Annotated in this window: 16 protein-coding genes; 10 read left to right on the forward strand and 6 right to left on the reverse strand. The window is 70.3% G+C overall.

The window, feature by feature from the left end; all coding sequences use genetic code 11:
• Window positions 1-64 precede the first annotated feature (64 nt).
• The 3 genes from dapF to ACFPCV_RS33820 all read left to right on the forward strand — a co-directional run bounded on the left by dapF (window position 65) and on the right by ACFPCV_RS33820 (window position 3520).
• Window positions 65-904 (forward strand): diaminopimelate epimerase, encoded by an 840-nt coding sequence (gene dapF, locus ACFPCV_RS33810; RefSeq protein ID WP_378061195.1) that lies wholly within the window; start codon window positions 65-67, stop codon window positions 902-904.
• Between the two features lie 76 nt (window positions 905-980).
• Complete coding sequence (hflX, locus tag ACFPCV_RS33815; protein WP_378060995.1) at window positions 981-2435, forward strand: GTPase HflX; 1455 nt, start codon at window positions 981-983, stop codon at window positions 2433-2435.
• 71 nt (window positions 2436-2506) lie between these two features.
• Window positions 2507-3520 carry an SdiA-regulated/phytase-like domain-containing protein gene (locus ACFPCV_RS33820; RefSeq protein WP_378060996.1) on the forward strand — a complete coding sequence of 338 codons (1014 nt, stop codon included), beginning with the start codon at window positions 2507-2509 and terminating at the stop codon, window positions 3518-3520.
• 105 nt (window positions 3521-3625) lie between these two features.
• Here the strand turns inward: ACFPCV_RS33820 and lexA are convergent, their stop codons facing one another.
• The gene (gene lexA / locus ACFPCV_RS33825; protein ID WP_378061197.1) at window positions 3626-4327 is read right to left on the reverse strand and encodes a transcriptional repressor LexA; all 702 of its coding nucleotides are present in this window, start codon (window positions 4325-4327) and stop codon (window positions 3626-3628) included.
• A 399-nt stretch (window positions 4328-4726) separates the two neighbouring features.
• Between lexA and ACFPCV_RS33830 the strand changes: the two genes are divergently transcribed.
• The 3 genes from ACFPCV_RS33830 to ACFPCV_RS33840 all read left to right on the forward strand — a co-directional run bounded on the left by ACFPCV_RS33830 (window position 4727) and on the right by ACFPCV_RS33840 (window position 8971).
• Complete coding sequence (locus ACFPCV_RS33830) at window positions 4727-5047, forward strand: LysM peptidoglycan-binding domain-containing protein (RefSeq protein WP_378060997.1); 321 nt, start codon at window positions 4727-4729, stop codon at window positions 5045-5047.
• Window positions 5048-5577: 530 nt separating this feature from the next.
• A complete protein-coding gene (gene nrdR, locus ACFPCV_RS33835) occupies window positions 5578-6048 on the forward strand; it encodes a transcriptional regulator NrdR (protein ID WP_378060998.1) in 471 nt (156 codons plus the stop codon).
• A gap of 112 nt (window positions 6049-6160) precedes the next feature.
• A complete protein-coding gene (locus tag ACFPCV_RS33840) occupies window positions 6161-8971 on the forward strand; it encodes a vitamin B12-dependent ribonucleotide reductase (RefSeq protein WP_378060999.1) in 2811 nt (936 codons plus the stop codon).
• A 123-nt stretch (window positions 8972-9094) separates the two neighbouring features.
• Here ACFPCV_RS33840 and ACFPCV_RS33845 read toward each other — a convergent pair whose 3' ends face one another.
• Window positions 9095-9523 carry an SRPBCC family protein gene (locus ACFPCV_RS33845; protein WP_378061000.1) on the reverse strand — a complete coding sequence of 143 codons (429 nt, stop codon included), beginning with the start codon at window positions 9521-9523 and terminating at the stop codon, window positions 9095-9097.
• Window positions 9524-9678: 155 nt separating this feature from the next.
• Between ACFPCV_RS33845 and ACFPCV_RS33850 the strand changes: the two genes are divergently transcribed.
• Both ACFPCV_RS33850 and ACFPCV_RS33855 read left to right on the forward strand, forming a co-directional pair.
• The gene (locus tag ACFPCV_RS33850) at window positions 9679-10434 is read left to right on the forward strand and encodes an SDR family NAD(P)-dependent oxidoreductase (protein WP_378061001.1); all 756 of its coding nucleotides are present in this window, start codon (window positions 9679-9681) and stop codon (window positions 10432-10434) included.
• Window positions 10424-11014 carry a TetR/AcrR family transcriptional regulator gene (locus tag ACFPCV_RS33855; RefSeq protein ID WP_378061003.1) on the forward strand — a complete coding sequence of 197 codons (591 nt, stop codon included), beginning with the start codon at window positions 10424-10426 and terminating at the stop codon, window positions 11012-11014. Before ACFPCV_RS33850 ends, ACFPCV_RS33855 begins: the two co-directional genes overlap by 11 nt.
• Here ACFPCV_RS33855 and ACFPCV_RS33860 read toward each other — a convergent pair.
• Entirely contained in the window at window positions 11005-11601 is a 597-nt protein-coding gene (locus ACFPCV_RS33860; RefSeq protein ID WP_378061004.1) for a TetR/AcrR family transcriptional regulator, read from the reverse strand. The two genes, ACFPCV_RS33855 and ACFPCV_RS33860, sit on opposite strands and share 10 nt — an antisense overlap.
• Before the next feature lie 98 nt (window positions 11602-11699).
• Here ACFPCV_RS33860 and abc-f point away from each other — a divergent pair, with 98 nt between their 5' ends.
• The gene (gene abc-f, locus ACFPCV_RS33865; protein ID WP_378061005.1) at window positions 11700-13298 is read left to right on the forward strand and encodes a ribosomal protection-like ABC-F family protein; all 1599 of its coding nucleotides are present in this window, start codon (window positions 11700-11702) and stop codon (window positions 13296-13298) included.
• A 768-nt stretch (window positions 13299-14066) separates the two neighbouring features.
• On the opposite strand, the gene ACFPCV_RS33870 is transcribed toward abc-f, so the two are convergent.
• Together ACFPCV_RS33870 and ACFPCV_RS33875 are read right to left on the reverse strand one after the other, a co-directional pair.
• The gene (locus tag ACFPCV_RS33870; RefSeq protein ID WP_378061007.1) at window positions 14067-16073 is read right to left on the reverse strand and encodes a prolyl oligopeptidase family serine peptidase; all 2007 of its coding nucleotides are present in this window, start codon (window positions 16071-16073) and stop codon (window positions 14067-14069) included.
• 54 nt (window positions 16074-16127) lie between these two features.
• Complete coding sequence (locus ACFPCV_RS33875; RefSeq protein WP_378061009.1) at window positions 16128-16739, reverse strand: gamma carbonic anhydrase family protein; 612 nt, start codon at window positions 16737-16739, stop codon at window positions 16128-16130.
• 146 nt (window positions 16740-16885) lie between these two features.
• On the opposite strand from ACFPCV_RS33875, the gene ACFPCV_RS33880 reads away from it, so the two are divergent.
• Window positions 16886-17404, forward strand: a complete 519-nt coding sequence (locus ACFPCV_RS33880) for a TrmH family RNA methyltransferase (RefSeq protein WP_378061011.1) — start codon at window positions 16886-16888, stop codon at window positions 17402-17404.
• Between the two features lie 118 nt (window positions 17405-17522).
• Here the strand turns inward: ACFPCV_RS33880 and add are convergent, their stop codons facing one another.
• Window positions 17523-18530: an adenosine deaminase gene (gene add / locus ACFPCV_RS33885; RefSeq protein ID WP_378061013.1), complete on the reverse strand. Its 1008-nt coding sequence runs from the start codon at window positions 18528-18530 to the stop codon at window positions 17523-17525.
• Between the last annotated feature and the right edge of the window lie 145 nt (window positions 18531-18675).

Genomic DNA, 18675 nt, shown 5'->3' on the forward strand with positions numbered 1-18675 from the left:
CCACCTTGCTCACCGTATGGTTCGCTGGGACGCAACCAGCACTTCGAGATCGCGGGGAGGCGGACTGGTGCGTATCCAGTTCCTGAAGGGCCATGGCACCGAGAACGACTTCGTGCTGCTCCCGGACCCCGGCGCCACGCTCGACCTGACCGCGGCGCGGGTCCGCGTGCTCTGCGACCGCCGCGCGGGCCTCGGCGCCGACGGCGTGCTGCGGGTGGTGCCCGCCAAGGCGGTCGAAGACCGGCCCTCCGACGTGCCGGAAGACCAGTGGTTCATGGACTACCGCAACGGCGACGGCTCGATCGCCGAGATGTGCGGCAACGGTGTGCGCGTGTTCGCCCGCTACCTCGTCGACGCCGGCCTGGTCGGGGAGCGCGAGTTCGCCATCGGCACCCGCGCCGGTGTCCGCACGGTCACGGTCGGCGACCAGGTCACCGTCGGCATGGGCCGGGCCCGGGTGACCGGGTCGTCGCTGGCCACGGTGGGTGGTGCGTCGGTCGCGGGGGTCGCGGTGCACGTGGGCAACCCGCACCTCGTGTGCGTGCTGGAGGACGCGGACAAGCTCGCGTCGCTCGACCTGACCACGCCGCCCGCCTACGACCCGGACGTGTTCCCGGACGGGGTGAACGTCGAGTTCGTGGTGGTCGAGGCCCCGGACCGGCTCCGCATGCGAGTCCACGAACGTGGGGTCGGCGAGACCCGGTCGTGTGGCACCGGCACGGTCGCCGCGGTCACCGGCGTGCTTTACGGACGTGGTGAGCACAGCGGCGCGGCCACCGTCGATATTCCGGGCGGGCAGGTGCGGGTGACCGTCGAACCCGAGGCGTCGACCCTGTCCGGGCCCGCGGTTTTCGTGGCGCGCGGCGAGCTGGATCAGGCCTGGTGGGAGGGCATCGGGGAATAACCCGGTCGATTCGGGCGCTGAAACGTGGGACTATTCATGGGACAGCGAAAACCGGAAAGACGGAGGGTTTCACCACGTGACAGAGAATCTCAATCATCAGCAAGCCGACGACGACGGGTTGACTGACCTGGCTGAGCTCTCTGCGGGTGAACTCGAGCTCTCCGACCGCGCCGCGCTGCGGCGGGTCGCCGGACTGTCGACCGAACTCTCGGACATCACCGAGGTCGAGTACCGGCAGCTGCGGCTGGAACGGGTCATCCTCGTCGGCGTCTGGACCGAGGGCAGTGCCGCCGCGTCCGAGGCGTCGCTCGCGGAGCTCGCCCGGCTCGCGGAGACCGCCGGTTCCGAGGTCCTCGAAGGTCTCGTGCAGCGGCGCGACCGGCCGGACCCGGCCACCTACATCGGCTCGGGCAAGGTCACCGAGCTGTCCGGGGTGGTCGCCGCGACCGGCGCCGACACGGTGATCTGCGACGGTGAGCTCTCGCCGTCCCAGCTGCGTCAGCTGGAGGCGAAGCTCAAGGTCAAGGTCATCGACCGCACCGCGCTGATCCTGGACATCTTCGCGCAGCACGCGCGGTCCCGGCCGGGCAAGGCCCAGGTCGAGCTGGCGCAGCTGCAGTACTTCCTGCCGCGCCTGCGTGGCTGGGGTGAGGCGCTGTCCCGGCAGGCCGGTGGCCGTGCGGGTGGCGGCAACGGCGGTGTGGGTCTGCGTGGCCCTGGTGAGACCAAGCTCGAGACCGACCGGCGCCGCATCCGGCACAAGATCTCCAAGCTGCGCAAGGAGATCGCCGCGATGGGCACCGTGCGGAACACCATGCGGAGCCAGCGCAGGGCCAACCTCGTGCCGAGCGTCGCGATCGCCGGCTACACCAACGCGGGCAAGTCGAGCCTGCTCAACGCGCTGACCGGCGCGGGCGTGCTGGTGGAGGACGCGCTGTTCGCCACCCTGGACGCCACGACGCGCCGGACCACCACGCCGGAGGGGAACGTCTACACGCTGACCGACACCGTCGGGTTCGTGCGGCACCTGCCGCACCAGCTGGTCGAGGCGTTCCGCTCCACGCTGGACGAGGTCGCCGACGCCGACCTCATCCTGCACGTGGTGGACGGCTCCGATCCGAACCCGGAGTGGCAGGTCGAGGCCGTGCGCGAGGTGCTCGGCGAGATCGCGGACCAGCGGGAAGCGGCTCTGCCGACCGAGCTGGTCGTTGTCAACAAGACCGACGCGATGGACGAGCTGTCGCTCACCCGGCTGCGGCACCTGCTGCCGGGTGCGGTCTTCGTGTCCGCGCACTCGGGTGTCGGGATCCCCGAGCTGCGGGAGCGGCTGGCCGAGCTGCTGCCGCGCCCGGAGGTCGAGATCGAGGTGCTCGTGCCGTACACGCGGGGCGAGCTCGTGGCCCGCGTGCACCGCGATGGCGAGGTGCTCTCCGAGCGCCACACCGAGCAGGGCACCGAGCTGTCCGCCAAGGTCAAGCCGGACCTCGCGGGTGTGCTGGAGAGCTTCATCGTCAACGGCACCTCTGCCTGACAGGTGGCCCCCCGGGGCCGCTACCGTGGGTTTCGGGCCACGGGCTTCGGGGAGGTTTGCCAGTGCGGTCGGTGACGCTTGCGTTCTTGGTGCCGCTGGGGTTGCTTCTGGCGACCCCAGCGGCCCACGCACAGGTGCCGGCGCCCGTCCCGGCGTGCACGGTCACCGATCCCGAGCTGGGTGAGCTGTCCGGCCTGGTCGCCGACGACGAGCACTGGTACGCGGTCAACGACGGCGGCACCGCCGCGACCGTGTACGTGCTGGACAGGGACTGCCAGGTCCAGGACGTGCTCACCGCGCCGCTCGACCCCTACGACGTCGAGGACCTGGCCCTTGGCCAGGACGGCACGTTCTGGCTGTCCGACACCGGCGACAACGACGGCGACCGCGACACGGTCGCGCTGATCGCGCTGACCCCGGCGGGCGAGACGACGCTGTACCGGCTCACCTACCCCGACGGCAGGCACGACGCGGAAGCGCTGCTGCTCGACCCGGCGGGGACCCCGTACATCATCACGAAGAGCCCGCTGGGCACCGCGGCGGTCTACCGTCCGGCCGCACCGCTCACCTCGCCGGGGCCGACACCGCTCCAGCACGTCATGACGGTGCGGCTGTCCAGCACGGACACCCCTGGCGGCCCGGTGCCCGGCGTCGTCGGCTCGGTCACGGTGACCGGCGCCGCGGCCAGCCGGGACGGCACGGCCATCGCGCTGCGGACCTACACCGACGCGTACCTGTTCCCGATGAAGGACGGCGACGTGGTCGGCGCGTTCTCCTCGGAGCCGGTGCGGGTGCCGCTGCCGAACGAGGTGCAGGGCGAGGCGATCGCGTTCCAGCCGGACGGTTCGCTGGTGTCGGCGTCGGAGGGCGTCGGCCAGCCGGTCACGGTGGTCGCGGGGGCGGCGCGGCTGGTGGCGCCGAAACCGCCGCCGGAAACGGCGAAACCGGAGGGTGCCGCGAACATCTCGGAATCGCCACCGGACGAGGAAGGGCTGCCGGTAATACCCGCCGCCGCTGTGACGATAGGCGTGATCGTCGTCGTTTATTTGCTGTTCCGCTTGCTGCGGGGGCGTAAGTCGTATTGACGAAAAACCCGCGGCGATCGTGGGGGAGGCTGCTGCTGCCACGATCGCCGCGGGTTGTGCCTTCTTCGTTCGTCGGCGTGCGGCGCGCCGACGACTCCGTTGTTCCTAGAGCCTGCGCAACACGGCGACGACCTTGCCGAGAATGGTGGCCTCGTCACCGGGGATCGGTTCGTAGGCCTCGTTGTGCGGCATCAGCCAGACGTGGTCGTCCTTGCGCTTGAACGTCTTGACCGTCGCCTCGCCCTCGATCATCGCGGCGACGATCTCCCCGTTGTCGGCGGTGGGCTGCTGGCGCACCACCACCCAGTCCCCGTCGGTGATCGCCGCGTCGACCATCGAGTCACCCGCGACCCGGAGCAGGAACAGCGACCCCTCGCCCACGATCTCCTTGGGCAGCGGGAACACGTCCTCGACGGCCTCCTCCGCGAGGATCGGCCCACCAGCGGCGATGCGCCCCAGCACGGGCACGTACGCGGCGGCGGGCGTGGCGACCGCGACCTCGGCGGGCGCGTCGTCCTCGGTGGCCGCGGCCGGGGCCGGCACGGTGGCCGGGTCCACGTCCGGTGGCAGCACCCCGATCGCCCGCGGCCGGTTCGGGTCGCGCCGCAGGTAGCCCTTCTGCTCAAGCGCCCGCAGCTGGTAGGCGACCGAGGAGGTCGAGGTCAGACCAACCGCCTCGCCGATCTCGCGGACACTGGGCGGGTACCCGAACCGCTCGACCCACGTGCGGATGACGTCGAGGACCTCACGCTGCCGGATGGGCAGCTCTTCCGCGTCCGCCTGCGCGATGCCGGGGAAACTGCGCAGGTTGCCCCGCAACGGCTTCCTCTTCGGGACGCCCTTCGGTATTCCTCCTGGTTTGCGTGGCACTGCATGCCTCCCTGCGCGCCGGTGCGCCCACGTGGCGCCCGGAATGTTCGTGTGCGTGTTCGACGTTATCCGTAGGCCACCTGGAGATCAAACACCTGTTCGACGACACGCCGCGCGGGTCTCGTTTTTTGTCGGTGCCCCGTGGTAGAAAATCGCACGAAGGTTCGATCGAACTGCTGTTCGAGCTTCGAGCACGTGTTCGAGAGCGGTCAGGAGGCCATGATGAGCGTGACGACGCACAGGTCGGATGACAAAACGCAGGTCCCGGCCCCGCGCACGCCCGCACGGGTGGTCCGTCGCGCACCGGCGCATCGCCCTCCGACCCGGCATCGGGCCGTGCGCCTCGGCGCACCGCGAGTGGTCGCCTCGTGCGCGCCGAGACGGCCCCGGCTGCAGGTCGTGTGGGTACTGGTGGTGGCGTCCGCCGCGTGTGCCGCGGTGCTCGGCCTCGGTGCGCTGGCGGGTGCCGTGGCGCCGTCGGTGCCTTCCGAGACCACGGTCGTCCGGGTCAAGCCGGGGGAGAGCCTGTGGGAGTTGGCGGGGCGGGTCGCTCCCGCGTCGGACGCGTCGGTGGTCGTCGAGCGGATCCGCGAGTTGAACGGGGTGGAGGGGCTGGTGCGGCCCGGGCAGCCACTGACCGTGCCGTTCGAGCCCTAGTCTGGTCGCTTGTCGTCGATCCCAGCGCCTTCCCGATATCCGCGCCACGCCGCGCGCCGACGAACTGATTTCCTTTGCTGCCTTGCGTTCCGCCCCTTTCCCCGAGCTCGCTCCAGGCCGGCTCGGCTCCCGCTGGTGCCCGCTTCTCCTGCCGTGCGCACCTGCTGACCCACCCCGCCTCGGCTACTAGCGCACGCGCCACCACCCCCGTGCCGCCACCCCTCGCACTCCCGGACCGGCCCCTGTGGCAATCTCCCTGGCCACGTGCCTGTCGACACGCATCGTCCCGTCCGAGACTCCTCGTAGCGTCACCGTCCAGGTGGCTCTTCCGAGCTGTGCCGCCACCAGTGGTGGCGCTCGTCACGCCTCGTCCTCGTCCGCGTGTCGCTTCGTGTCGACTTGCATCATGTGGCGTCTAGGCATACCGTCGACCCCAACATCTAGTAGTTACACACCTGTAGTTAGTCCACAGGTTGGGGTGGACTTACCCACAGGTTTTCCACATGTCGATCACCAGTTGGGGGTGACCCATGCGTTGTCCGTTCTGTCGGCACTCGGACTCCCGGGTCGTCGACTCGCGTGAGGTGGACGACGGGCAGGTCATCCGGCGCAGGCGGTCCTGCGCCAAGTGCAGCCGGCGGTTCACCACCGTCGAAGAGGCCGTCCTTGCCGTGGTGAAGCGCTCGGGAGTGACCGAGCCGTTCAGCCGCGAGAAGGTGGTCACCGGGGTGCGGCGTGCCTGCCAGGGCCGCCCCGTCGACGAGGACGCCCTGCAGCAGCTGGCGCAGAAGGTCGAGGAGACGATCCGCTCGACCGGTGCCGCCGAGGTGCCAAGCCACGAGGTGGGCCTGGCGATCCTCGGCCCGCTCCGGGAGCTCGACGAGGTCGCCTACCTGCGCTTCGCCAGCGTCTACCGCAGCTTTTCGTCCATTGAGGACTTCGAGAAGGAGATCGCCGGCCTGCGACGGGTGGTCGAGCCGGGCGAAGAAGCGAATGAGTAGAAGCCGTACACGACGGCGTTACGGGATAGGCAAGAGGTCACGTCGGACGGTGGGTCCGTACACGGGAGCGAACGTGCCCGCACCGAAACGTGCGAGTAACGAGGGAGAGGTCATGACGGAGACGGTGGGGACCGACAAGGAGGCCGCGACATCGCAGCGGCTGACCGTGCGGCGCGTGCACACGACCGAGGGAGTGCACCCGTACGACGAGGTCACCTGGGAACACCGCGACGTGGTGATGACCAACTGGCGCGACGGCACGGTGAACTTCGAGCAGCGTGGCGTCGAGTTCCCCGAGTTCTGGTCCGTCAACGCCACGAACATCGTGACCAGCAAGTACTTCCGCGGTGCTGTCGGCACCCCGGTGCGTGAGCACTCCCTCCGGCAGCTCATCGACCGCGTCGTCAGGACCTATGTGGACGCCGGCATCCAGCACGGCTACTTCGCCACCCAGGACGACGCCACGGTCTTCGAGCACGAGCTGATCTGGATGCTGCTGCACCAGGTGTTCAGCTTCAACTCGCCGGTGTGGTTCAACGTGGGCACGTCGTCGCCGCAACAGGTGTCCGCCTGCTTCATCCTCGCGGTCGACGACACCATGGACTCGATCCTGAACTGGTACCGCGAGGAGGGCCTGATCTTCAAGGGCGGCTCCGGCGCGGGCCTGAACCTCTCGCGCATCCGCTCGTCCAAGGAGCTGCTGTCCTCCGGCGGCACCGCCTCCGGCCCGGTCTCGTTCATGCGGGGCGCCGACGCGTCCGCGGGCACCATCAAGTCCGGTGGCGCCACCCGCCGCGCCGCGAAGATGGTCGTGCTCGACGTCGACCACCCGGACGTCGGGGAGTTCATCGAGACCAAGGCCAAGGAAGAGGCGAAGATCCGCGTCCTGCGCGACGCCGGCTTCGACATGGACCTCGGCGGCTCCGACATCACCTCGGTGCAGTACCAGAACGCCAACAACTCGATCCGCGTGTCCGACGAGTTCATGCACGCCGTCGAGCAGGACGGCCCGTTCGGCCTGCGGTCCCGCACCACCGGCGAGGTCATCGAGGAGGTCGACGGCAAGAAGCTGTTCCGCAAGCTGGCGCAGGCCGCGTGGGAGTGCGCCGACCCCGGCATCCAGTACGACAGCACCATCAACGACTGGCACACCTGCCCCGAGTCGGGCCGCATCACCGCATCCAACCCGTGCAGCGAGTACATGCACCTGGACAACTCCAGCTGCAACCTCGCGTCGCTGAACCTGATGAAGTTCCTGCGCGAGGACAGCACGTTCGACGCGGAGCTGTTCGCGCGGTCCGTCGAGCTGATCATCACCGCGATGGACATCTCGATCTGCTTCGCGGACTTCCCGACCGAGCCGATCGCCGACACGACGCGCAAGTACCGCCAGCTGGGCATCGGCTACGCCAACCTGGGCGCGCTGCTGATGGCAACCGGGCACGCGTACGACTCGGACGGCGGCCGTGCGCTCGCCGCCGCCATCACCTCGCTGATGACCGGCACCGCCTACCGCCGCTCGGCCGAGCTGGCCGGGGTCGTCGGCGCGTACGAGGGCTACGCCCGCAACGCCGATGCGCACCAGAAGGTCATGCGCAAGCACGCCGCCGCGAACGACCTGATCCGCACCTACCACCACAACGACGCGACCGTGCAGCGGCTCGCGACGCAGGAGTGGCAGCGCGGCCTGATGGTCGGCGCGGCCAACGGGTGGCGCAACGCGCAGGCGTCGGTGCTGGCGCCCACGGGCACGATCGGCCTGATGATGGACTGCGACACCACCGGCATCGAGCCGGACCTGGCGCTGGTCAAGTTCAAGAAGCTGGTCGGCGGCGGCTCAATGCAGATCGTCAACCAGACCGTGCCGCGTGCGCTGAAGGCACTGGGCTACCAGGACGAGCAGGTCGAGGCGATCGTCGAGTACATCGCCGAGCACGGTCACGTCATCGACGCGCCGGGCCTGCGCCGCGAGCACTACGAGGTGTTCGACTGCGCCATGGGCGAGCGGTCCATCGCGCCGATGGGTCACGTGCGGATGATGGCCGCGGTCCAGCCGTTCATCTCGGGCGCCATCTCGAAGACGGTGAACATGCCGGAGGCGGCCACCGTCTCCGACGTCGAGGAGATCTATTTCCAGGGCTGGAAGCTGGGTCTCAAGGCACTCGCGATCTACCGCGACAACTGCAAGGTCGGCCAGCCGCTGTCCGCGGGCAAGGGCAAGAACGACGGCAAGGACGAGCCGGAGAAGGTCATCGAGTACCGCCCGGTCCGCAAGCGCCTCCCGAAGAAGCGCCCGTCCCAGACGGTGTCCTTCACGGTCGGCGGCGCCGAGGGCTACCTGCACGCGGGCTCGTACCCCGACGACGGGCTCGGCGAGATCTTCGTCAAGCTGGGCAAGCAGGGTTCGACGCTGGCGGGCGTGATGGACGCCTTCAGCATGTCGATCTCCGTCGGCCTCCAGTACGGCATCCCGCTGGAGTTCTACGTCTCGAAGTTCCAGAACCTCCGCTTCGAGCCCGCCGGCATGACCGACGACCCGGACGTGCGGATCGCCACGAGCGTGCTGGACTACCTGTTCCGCAGGCTCGCGCTGGACTACCTGCCGTACGAGAAGCGTGTCCAGCTGGGCATCTTCACCGCGGACGAGCGCTCGGCCCAGCTGAACAACGACTACGGTCCCTCAGGTGACGTGGACCTGGAAGGCCTGGCCACCTCGGTCGACGCCACCCCGGCCGCCCCGAAGCAGGTGGAAGCGTCCGGCAAGCCGGACGTCCATGAAGCCCACAGCTCCACCGAACTGCTGGAACTGCACCTCGGCAAGGCCGCCGACGCCCCGCTCTGCATGACGTGCGGCACGAAGATGCGCCCCGCGGGCTCGTGCTACGTCTGCGAAGGCTGCGGCTCGACCTCCGGCTGCAGCTGATCGCCGGTTGCTCGCTGGGCGGGAACTACCTGGTCAGGCCGGGAGTCGACAGGAGTCGGCTCCCGGCCTGTGCCGTACTCGGGCACCTGCGCGCCACGTTCCCGTGGGTGCCGGTGCTGCTGCTCACCCCGGCTCAACCCGGTCCTTGAGCGCCGCGTTCATCGTCCGGAAGTCCCGTTCCTTCTGGTCGATCATCGCGCGCAGCAACGGCACCAGGGCGCCGCGGAACACCTCGCTGTGGACCAGCCGGGTCCCACCGCCCACTTCGGACAGCGTGAACCGGTGCTCCGCGCTGAACAGCCACGACCACCGCAGCGCGCCGAGCCACACCAGTTCCGTGTTCTCCCGCACCGCACGCACCTCCGGCGTGAAGGTCTGTGCCTTCCCCTCGCCGGGCACCATGTGCAGCGTGAGGGTCTCGCCGACGGCGAGCGTGCCCGACGCCTCCGTGATGAACGGGTTCCACTCCGGGTACGCGGCGAAGTCGGTCAGCACCGCCCACACCGCGGCAGGCGACGTCTCGATCTCGGTCTCCGTGCGGATCACGCGCATGCCGCCAACCTAACCGCACCGCACGGCCCGCCGCTGACGCGCACCGGTCGTCGAGCGCGGCGTGCTCGCCACCGGCATCAAGGGCAGCCGCGTCACCTCGCCACTAGTGATCAGAACCTTGTTCTAGAACAATGTTCTGGTTAGGCTGCGTGGTCATGCGAACTGCGGTGGTGACGGGCGGCAACCGGGGGATCGGCTACGCGGTGTGCGAGTCGTTGGCGGGCAACGGTTTCCGGACGGTTGCGGTGGTCAGGAACCCGGCGGCGACCGTGCCCCCGGGCGTCGAGGTCGTACCCGGTGACCTGGCGGACAAGCGCACCGTCGCCGCGCTCGCGACCGCGTTGCGCGACACCTGCGAGACGATCGACGTCCTCGTCCACAACGCCGGTGTCTGGCCGACGCGCCTGCGCCACAACGAGGACGGCATCGAGGAGTCGTTCGCCGTCAACCACCTCGCGCCGTTCCAGCTGAACCTGGCACTCGAGGACCGGCTGCGCCGAGTGGTGCAGGTCAGCGCGGGCCTGTACGTGAAGGGCCGCGTCGACCTCGACCGCACCCCGTACGGCAGGGACTTCCACCGCATGCGCACCTACTGCGACACGAAACGCGCGAACCTGCTGCTCGTGCCCCTGTTCGCGCGGCGGTGGCAGGATGCGGGCGTGACCATCGACGCGGTGCACCCGGGCGTGATCCGCACCGACCTCGGCGACCCGGGTGGGGTGCTGGGTGGTGTGCTGCGCCTGGTGAAACGCCGCTGGGCGGCTCCCGTCGACGGTGCCGCTCCGGTCGTGCGCCTGGCCGACGACACGGGCACCGGCCGCTACTTCGACATCGATGAAGAGGGAGCGCTGCCGGACGGGCCCGCGCAGGTGTTGTGGGACCAGGCACGGGAACTGACCGGTGCCGGTTAAGCAGCGGCGCGGCGAGGAAACCCGGCGGCGGCTGCTGGACGCCGCGCTGGCCGTGCACGCGGCGGGCGGCGCCGAGGGGTTCACCGTCCACGCGGTCGTCGCCGAGAGCGGGGTGAGCCTTGGCAGCCTGTACCACCACTTCGGCAGCTTCGACGGACTCGCGGCCGCGCTCTACACCCGCTGCATGGCGCAGTTGCTCGACGAGATCGTCGCCGCGCTCGACCGGGCGAGGACACCGCGATCGGGTGTCCGTGCGGTCGTGAGGGCCTACCTTGGCTACGTGGCCGAGCGGTCGGCGAGCGCCCGGTTCATCCACGCGTCGGCGTACGCGGCCTACCTCCCGGCGCACGCGGCGGCGATCGCCGCGATGAAGGAGCCGAGGATGGCACGCATGGCGGCGTGGCTGGCCCCGCACATCGCCGCGGGCGCCGTGGTGGACCTGCCGGACCCGCTGACGGAGATGCTGCTCATCGGCCCCGTCGCGGAACTGTCCCGCCGGTGGCTGAACGGCGCCGACGTCGACCTGTCCCGCGCGGCGAAGCTGCTCCCGGACCGGATCTGGGCCGCCCTTCAGGCGTAGAGCCCGGCCTGTGCCGCGTGTGCCACCGCGGCGGCCGACTGGTCGGCCACCTCCTCCGACGGTGTCTCGCCCGCGATCAGCACCCGGTAGTAGAACGGTGCGACGGCGGCCTTCACGACCGCGCCCGCGTCCGTCCCGGCCGGGACTTCGCCCCGCGTCACCGCACGCGTCACCACGACCTCGGCCCGCCGGTGCCGCTGCGCGTAGAAGCCGTGCAACGCGGCCGCCGCCCGCGCCGACTGGAACGCCGCCGCGACGAACGCCGCCGACGCGGGCGAGTCGGCGAAGGTGGTCATCACCTCCCGCGCCAGCGCTCGCAGGTCGGCCGCGAACGATCCGGTGTCCGGCGGCGCCCATTCGTCCTCGTCCGCGAGTGCCAGCGCGTCGACGACCAGCCCGTCGACGCCGCCCCACCGCCGGTACACGGTCGTCTTGTGCACTCCCGACCGCGTCGCCACCGCTTCGACGGTCAGTCCGGCGTAGCCGTGAGCGGCGAGTTCGGCGAGGGTCGCGTCCCGGACCGCGACGCGGTTTCGCGCGGTCCGGCCACCCGGCCGGGAAGTCGGTTGCACTGCTGTCGCGTCCATGGCAGCATGCTAATGCAACTGAAGTCGCATTAAGGGAGCGGTTGTCATGGACTTCTGAGGTTCTGTCCTCACCCGGCACCCAACCTCAGGAGACCTGTATGTCTACTCAGCTGACCCTGCGCGACGTCCGGAAGTCCTTCGGCGAGCGCCTTCTCCTCGACTCCGTCAGCCTCACGATCCGGCCGGGCGAACGCGTCGGCATCGTCGGCGAGAACGGTGCGGGCAAGTCCACGCTGCTGCGCGTGCTCGCCGGGCGGGAACCCGCCGACGACGGCGAGGTGATCGTCACCGCCGACAGCGTCGGGTACGTCGGCCAGACCCCCGAGCTGCCGCCGGACCACACGGTCGGTGACGTCATCGACGCCGCGCTGGCCGACCTGCGCGACATGGAACGTCGTCTCCGTGCGCTGGAGTCCGGGCTGGACGAGTCCACGATGCGCGAGTACGGCGACCTGCTGACCAGGTACGAGCTGCGGGACGGCTACCAGGCCGACGCCCGCGTCGACAAGGCCCGGCACGCGCTCGGCCTCGCGGACATCGACAGGGACCGCCGTCTCGGCACCCTGTCCGGCGGAGAACAGGCCCGGCTCGGCCTCGCCTGTCTCGTCGCCGCGGCACCCGAGGTGATGCTCCTCGACGAGCCCACCAACCACCTCGACGCCGCCGCGCTCACGTGGCTCGAGGACCACCTGCGCACACACCGAGGCACCGTCGTCGCCGTGTCGCACGACCGGGTGTTCCTCGAACGGGTCGTGACGGCGATCGTGGAGGTCGACGGCGACCGCCGTGCCGTGGCCCGCTACGGCGACGGCTACGCCGGTTACCTCGCGGCCAAGCAGAACGCGCGCCGCAGGTGGGAGCTGGCGTACGAGCGGTGGACCACGGAGGTCGCGGACCTGACCGAGTTCGCGGCCACCACCGCGCACCAGGTCGCACCCGGCCGGGTGATGAGGGACAACAACAAGATGAGCTACGACCGGCACGGCGGCCGGGTGCAGGCGTCGGAGTCCAGCCGCGTGCGCAACGCACGCGAACGGCTCCGCCGCCTGCGCGACCACCCGGTGCCACGTCCGCCGGACCCGTTGCGGTTCACCGGCCGCCTCACCGCGGGCGACCAGCCGGAAACGGTCGCCACGCTGCGGGACGTCCGGGTCGCGGACCGGCTCCGCGTGCCGGACCTGACGATCACGGGCGGGCAGCGGCTCCTGGTCCACGGCCCCAACGGGGCCGGCAAGACCACGCTGTTGCGCGTTCTTGCCGGCGCCGTCGACCCGGACGAGGGCAGCGTCACCCGCAACGGCCGCGTCGGCTACCTGGCACAGGAGATCCCGGCCGACCACCCACGCCGCGGCCTGCTCGCGGCGTACGCCAACGGCAGGCCGGGCCTGCCGGAGGAACACGCCCGGCAACTGCTGTCGCTCGGCCTGTTCCACCCGGCCGACCTGCGCGTGCCGGTCGGCGCGCTGTCCGCGGGGCAGCGCCGCAGGCTCGCGCTCGCCAGGCTGCTCACCGGCGAGCTCGACCTGCTGCTGGTCGACGAACCGTCCAACCACCTGTCGCTCACCCTGGTGGAGGAGCTGGAGGAGGCCATGTCAGCGTTCGCGGGCGCCCTGGTCGTGGTGTCCCACGACCGGGCGCTGCGCCGCCGGTTCACCGGCGACCAGGTGGCACTGGCCGACGGGCTTCTCGTCGCCTAGATGATTGATTCCGTGAAGTCGGTGTGAGTGGGCGGCCGGTTGTCGTGTGCTGGTCGCGTCGGATCGGCCCGGTTTCGGTCGGGGTGTTGCCTGGTTCCGGTTCGGGTTGTGGGTTGTCCTCGCCGGACGGACAGGTCTCGGGGATGGCAGGGAGCCCCTTTGGGGTGGGCTTGCGCCACCGTCAGGGTTGCGTCGGGTTGAAGCGCCTTTCACAGCGCTCAGCCGGGATCCACCGGCCTTCTCCTGGTCCGCCTTGTAAGTGGGTCGCGTCGGGTCTGGCCATGCCTTGTTTCGTGGGCGTCGGCGCGCGACGCCGGGCGGGCGTCCGCAGGGTGAGTGTTCAGGTCGTTGGGTGCTGTGAAAGCGCCTTTCACAGCAGTGCGGATGCGCTCAACGCGCCTTTTTCACGGCACCGCGGGCGCGGCGCGCCCAGAGCGGCGCCCCGGAAGGTGGCGGGTGGGTGATCAACGGCGCGTATGGGACATCGCTCATGTCTCGAAAGGCGCTTTCGGGACGCTCAACGCCCCGAAAGCGCCTTTCGGGGCATCGGCTGGTGCCTTTATCGCGCCGTTGATCATGCGTGCCCTGCGGGTGCGACCCGGCGCACCGCGCCCGCAGCTCGCGAAGCGGGTCTGACCAGGGTCGCACCACCGCGCGACCACAACACCCGGCGGATCACCGGTGGATCCAGGCTCAGCGCCGTGAATCGGCCCTGATGACGGGTCCGTACGCCAAACCACTCCACATGATCTTTACGGAATCAATCGTCTAGGAGGGCATCAGCTGCCGCCACAGGAACTCGTACACCAGGCTCCACTTGAAGGCCAGTTGCTCGTTGTCCGCGGCCGCGCCGTGCCCGCCCTCGATGTTCTCGTAGTACCGCACGTCGTAACCCAGCTCCGTCAACCGCGCCATCGTCTTGCGTGCGTGACCCGGGTGCACCCGGTCGTCCCGGGTCGACGTGAGGATGATCGTCGGCGGGTACGGGCGGCCGGGCGCGATGTTCTGGTACGGCGAGTACTCCTTGAGGTAGGCCCATTCCCCGGGATCGTCGGGGTCGCCGTACTCGGCCACCCAGGACGCGCCAGCGAGCAGCTTGTGGTAGCGCCGCATGTCCAGCAGCGGCACCTGGCACACGATCGCGCCGAACAACTCCGGGTAGCGGGTCAGCATGACGCCCATCAGCAGCCCGCCATTGGAGCCGCCCTGGATGCCGAGCCGTTCCGGCGTGGTGATCCCGCGTGTGACCAGGTCCTTCGCGACCGCCGCGAAGTCCTCGTACACCCGCATCCGGTTCTCCTTGACCACCGACTGGTGCCAGTCCGGGCCGTACTCGCCGCCGCCGCGGATGTTCGCGACGACGTAGATGCCGCCGCGCGCGAGCCAGCCGCGGCCGAGCATGCCGCTGTACCCCGGGGTGAGCGGCACCTCGAACCCGCCGTAGCCGGTCATCAGCGTCGGCCCGTCGTTCTCCTGCCCCACCACGAAGTACGGGATGCGGGTGCCGTCGTCGGAGGTCGCGAAGTACTGCCGCGTCGACAGGCCGTCGGCGTCGAAGAAGGCGGGTGCCTGCTTGAGCACCTCGGCCTCGGCGCCGACCTCGCCGCGGTAGAGCGTGGATGGCTGCGTGTAGCCGCTCGTGTTGAGGAAGTACTCGTCGTCGCGGTCGTCGCTGGTGTCGAGGATGTCGGCGGCCCCGGCCTCCGGTGCGCCCGCGAGCGGTGCCCGCGCCCAGTTCTCGGCCGGGGTGAGCACGTCGAAACGGCTCTTCACGTCCTGCAGTGACGCCACGATCAGGTGGTTGCGGGTCCACATCCAGTACTGCAGGGAGGTGTGCTCGTCCGGCTCGAACAGGACGGTCAGGTCCCGGCCGCCCGCGAGGTAGTCGTCGAACCGCGCGACCAGCAGGGCGCCTGCCGGGTGGGTCGTGCCGGCGACGGTCCACGGGGTCCGCGTGTTGATCAGCAGCCATTCGCGGTGCGCCGAGGTGTCCGCGTCGAGGGGCACGTCGACCTTCACCAGCTCACCGTCGGCCAGCCGCAGGTGCTTCTCGGTGCGGTAGAAGTCCGGGCTGCGGTAGACGAAGTCGCGTTCGAAGCCCTCGGTCGGGTCGTGGAACGCGCCCGCCGACACGTCGTCCGGCTTGCCCTCGTACACGGTGACCGCCTCGGACAGCGGCGTGCCGCGCCGCCACTCCTTCGCGATCCTGGGGTAGCCGGACGCGGTCAGTGACCCCTCGCCGAAGTCGGTGCCGACGTAGATCCGGTCCTCGTCGATCCACCCGACGCTGCTCTTCGCCTCCGGCAGCGTGAACCCGTCGGTCACGAACGCCTTCGTCTCCAGGTCGAACTCCCGCACGACGGTCGCGTCGGCGCCGCCTCGGGACAGCTCGACCAGCGCGCGCCGGTAGCTGGGCCGCAGCACGGCAGCGCCCTGCCACACCCAGCTCTCGTCCTCGGCCTTCGCGAGCGCGTCGACGTCGAGCACCAGCTCCCACTCGGGGTCGGCGCTCCGGTAGCTCTCGAGCGTGGTGCGCCGCCACAGGCCGCGCGGGTTGGCCGCGTCCTGCCAGAAGTTGTAGAGGTGGTCGCCGCGTCTGCGCACGTACGGGATCCGGTCGTCGGCGTCGAGGACCTCGCGGATCCCGTCCCGCAGCCCGGTGAACCGCTCGGTCCCGGTCAGTTCCGTGATGGTCTCGGCGTTGCGTTCCCGCACCCAGTCCAGGGCGGTCTCGCCGGTGACCTCTTCCAGCCAGAGGTACGGGTCGTCTGTCATGACACGAGTCTGCCCGTCAACCCGCCGATCGTGCGCACGGCCTCCCCACGTCTTTCACAGGACCACGTCGTCGGCGTGCGCGGCGTACTCGGCCGACCGGACCTGCGCCACCTCCCGGTAGCGGGTGACCCGGTCGGTCCACGCGGTGCGCACGCCGAACGCGGCGTCGGCGAACCCGACGCCCGCGATGGCCTCGGCCAGTTCCTGCGCCCGGTCCGGCCCGAACACCTCGGCCGGGTCGCCGACCGCGGTGGTGTGCGGGGGCAGGAAGAACTCGTCCGGCAGTACCGTCCGCGCGTGCACGAGCGCCCCGACCGCGACACACGCCCCGGTGCCGATGCTCGCCGCCTGCAGGACCGTCGCCTGCGCGGCCAGGTACGCGGCCGCGGCCACCCGCGCGCCGAGCACCGTCGCGTGTGGACCGACGAACACGTGGTCGGCCAGCACGACGGGCGCGTCGGTCACCCCGGTCGCCCGGAGCACGGCGTGCTCGGACACGATGGTGTGCGCGCCGACCGCCACCCGTGACGCCTCGGCGTCCAGGACCGCGCCGTACATGACGCGTGCGTGCGGGCCCACCCGGACGTCGCCGACGAGCGTCGCGTTCGGCGCCACGTACGCCGACGGATCGACCCTCGGCTCCATGCCCCGATGTCGGATCCGCATGCCTGCCATGGTCGTCCGAAAGCCGCGAGACCGCTGGCGACTATCGGACCTGGCGCTACACTCGGGGTACCTCGTCTCTCCTTCGATGGCTCCGGCGTGCCGCGAAACGTCGCTCCCATGGCCGAAAGGACCTTCCCCGGCGCCCGATGAGCGCCCGTCCGATGTGGGTGAGCACCAGGGCGGAACTGCGCGGCAAGCGGCACCGGCGCGCCCACTCCTGCTGGGACCACCTGATCGTCGCGCCGCTCTGGCCCAAGTACGGCGTCAACCTCGGCACCCTCCTGCGCACCTGCGACGCGGTCGGTGCCTGTCTCGCCGTGCCGCACCGCCCGTGGATCCGCGAGGCACTCGCCAAGGGCAACACCCTGCGAACACCGTCGTGCATCCACTGGGTGAACGACCCGCTGACCTGGCTCACCACGCAACGCAAGGACAGCGACGTCGTCGGCGTGGAGCTGACCGACGAGTCGATCCGCCTCGTGGAACTGCGTCCCGCGCGCCGCCGCACCGTCGTGGTGCTCGGCCACGAGTCCGACGGCATCCCGCCCGACGCGACCGCGTTGCTGGACACCGCCGTCGAGATCCCCATGCTCGGCACGGGGCTGTCGCTCAACGTGGCGGTGGCGGGTTCGCTGGTCGCCTACCGGCTCGCCGGGCTCATCTAGACGATCGATTCCGTGACGTGTTGGTGGGTGGGTCGTGCGCTGATCACGTCTGGTCCGATGTTGTGGTGGGTGGTCCTCGCCGGGCGCCAGACCCACACGCGCATCTTCACGGTATCGATCACTGGCCGCGTTCGGTGGCGTCGATCTCGGCCAGCAGCGTGGCCTTGCGGTCCTCACCGCAGAACGCGGCCCGGACACCGGCCCTGGCCAGGTCGGCCAGGTCGCCCCGGCTCAACCCGAAGTGCTCGTGCACGAGCAGGTACTCGCGGTTGAGGTCGGTGTGGAACATGCCGGGGTCGTCGGTGGCCAGCGTGACCGGCACACCGGCGTCGAGCAGCCGGGGGAACGGGTGCTCGGCGATGGCCGCGACGGCGCGGGTGCGGAGGTTGGAGGTGGGGCAGACCTCGACGGGGATGCCCTCGCCGGCCAGGTGTGCCAGCAGGCCGGGGTCGCGGACCGCGCTGGTGCCGTGCCCGATGCGTTCCGCGCGCAGGTGCTTGAGCGCGGACCAGATCGTCTCGGGCCCGGTCGTCTCCCCGGCGTGCGGCACCAGGTGCAGTCCGCCCTCGCGTGCCATGTCGAACGGCACGCGGTACAGCTCACGGGGCACACCGGCCTCCCTGCCGCCGAGCCCGAACCCGATCGTGCCTTCCGGGCGGAACCGCAGCGCCCACTCGGCGGTCGCGACACCGGCGTCGAAGCCGAGCGAGCCCGCGATGTCGAAGACCCAGGCCAACGCCACGCCGTGCTGCCGCAGCGCGCGTCTGCGGCCCTTCGTGAGCGCCTCGGCCAGCTCGTCCGGCTCGATGCCCGTCACGAGGTGCGGCACCGGCGTGACCGTGACCTCGGCGTAGCGCACCTGGTTGGCCGCGAGGTCACGCGCGAGCCCGACCACGAGCGCTGTGACGTCGGTGCCGGTGACCACCAGCTGGTTGACCTTCACGTACACGTCGATGAAGTGCGCGAAGTCGGTGAACTCGTAGAAGGCGCGCAGCTGCTCCAGTTCGGTGGGCACCGCCTTGGCTGGGTGGCGGCGAGCCAGTTCGAGGACGGTGTCCAGCGACGCGGAACCGACCAGGTGGACGTGCAGTTCCGCCTTGGGGAGGCGTTGGATGAAGTCACGCACACCGACATGGTGCCCGCCGCGCCATACCACCGACCACCGACATTTCCTTTCCCCCGACCCCCGTTTCCGGACCACCTGTCCACAGCCCACCCACTTGTCCACAATCCCGCCGCCACTCACCCCGCCCCGTCGTCCCCGCACGCAC

The organism is Actinophytocola glycyrrhizae, assembly GCF_042653545.1.
Classification (GTDB): domain Bacteria; phylum Actinomycetota; class Actinomycetes; order Mycobacteriales; family Pseudonocardiaceae; genus Actinophytocola; species Actinophytocola glycyrrhizae.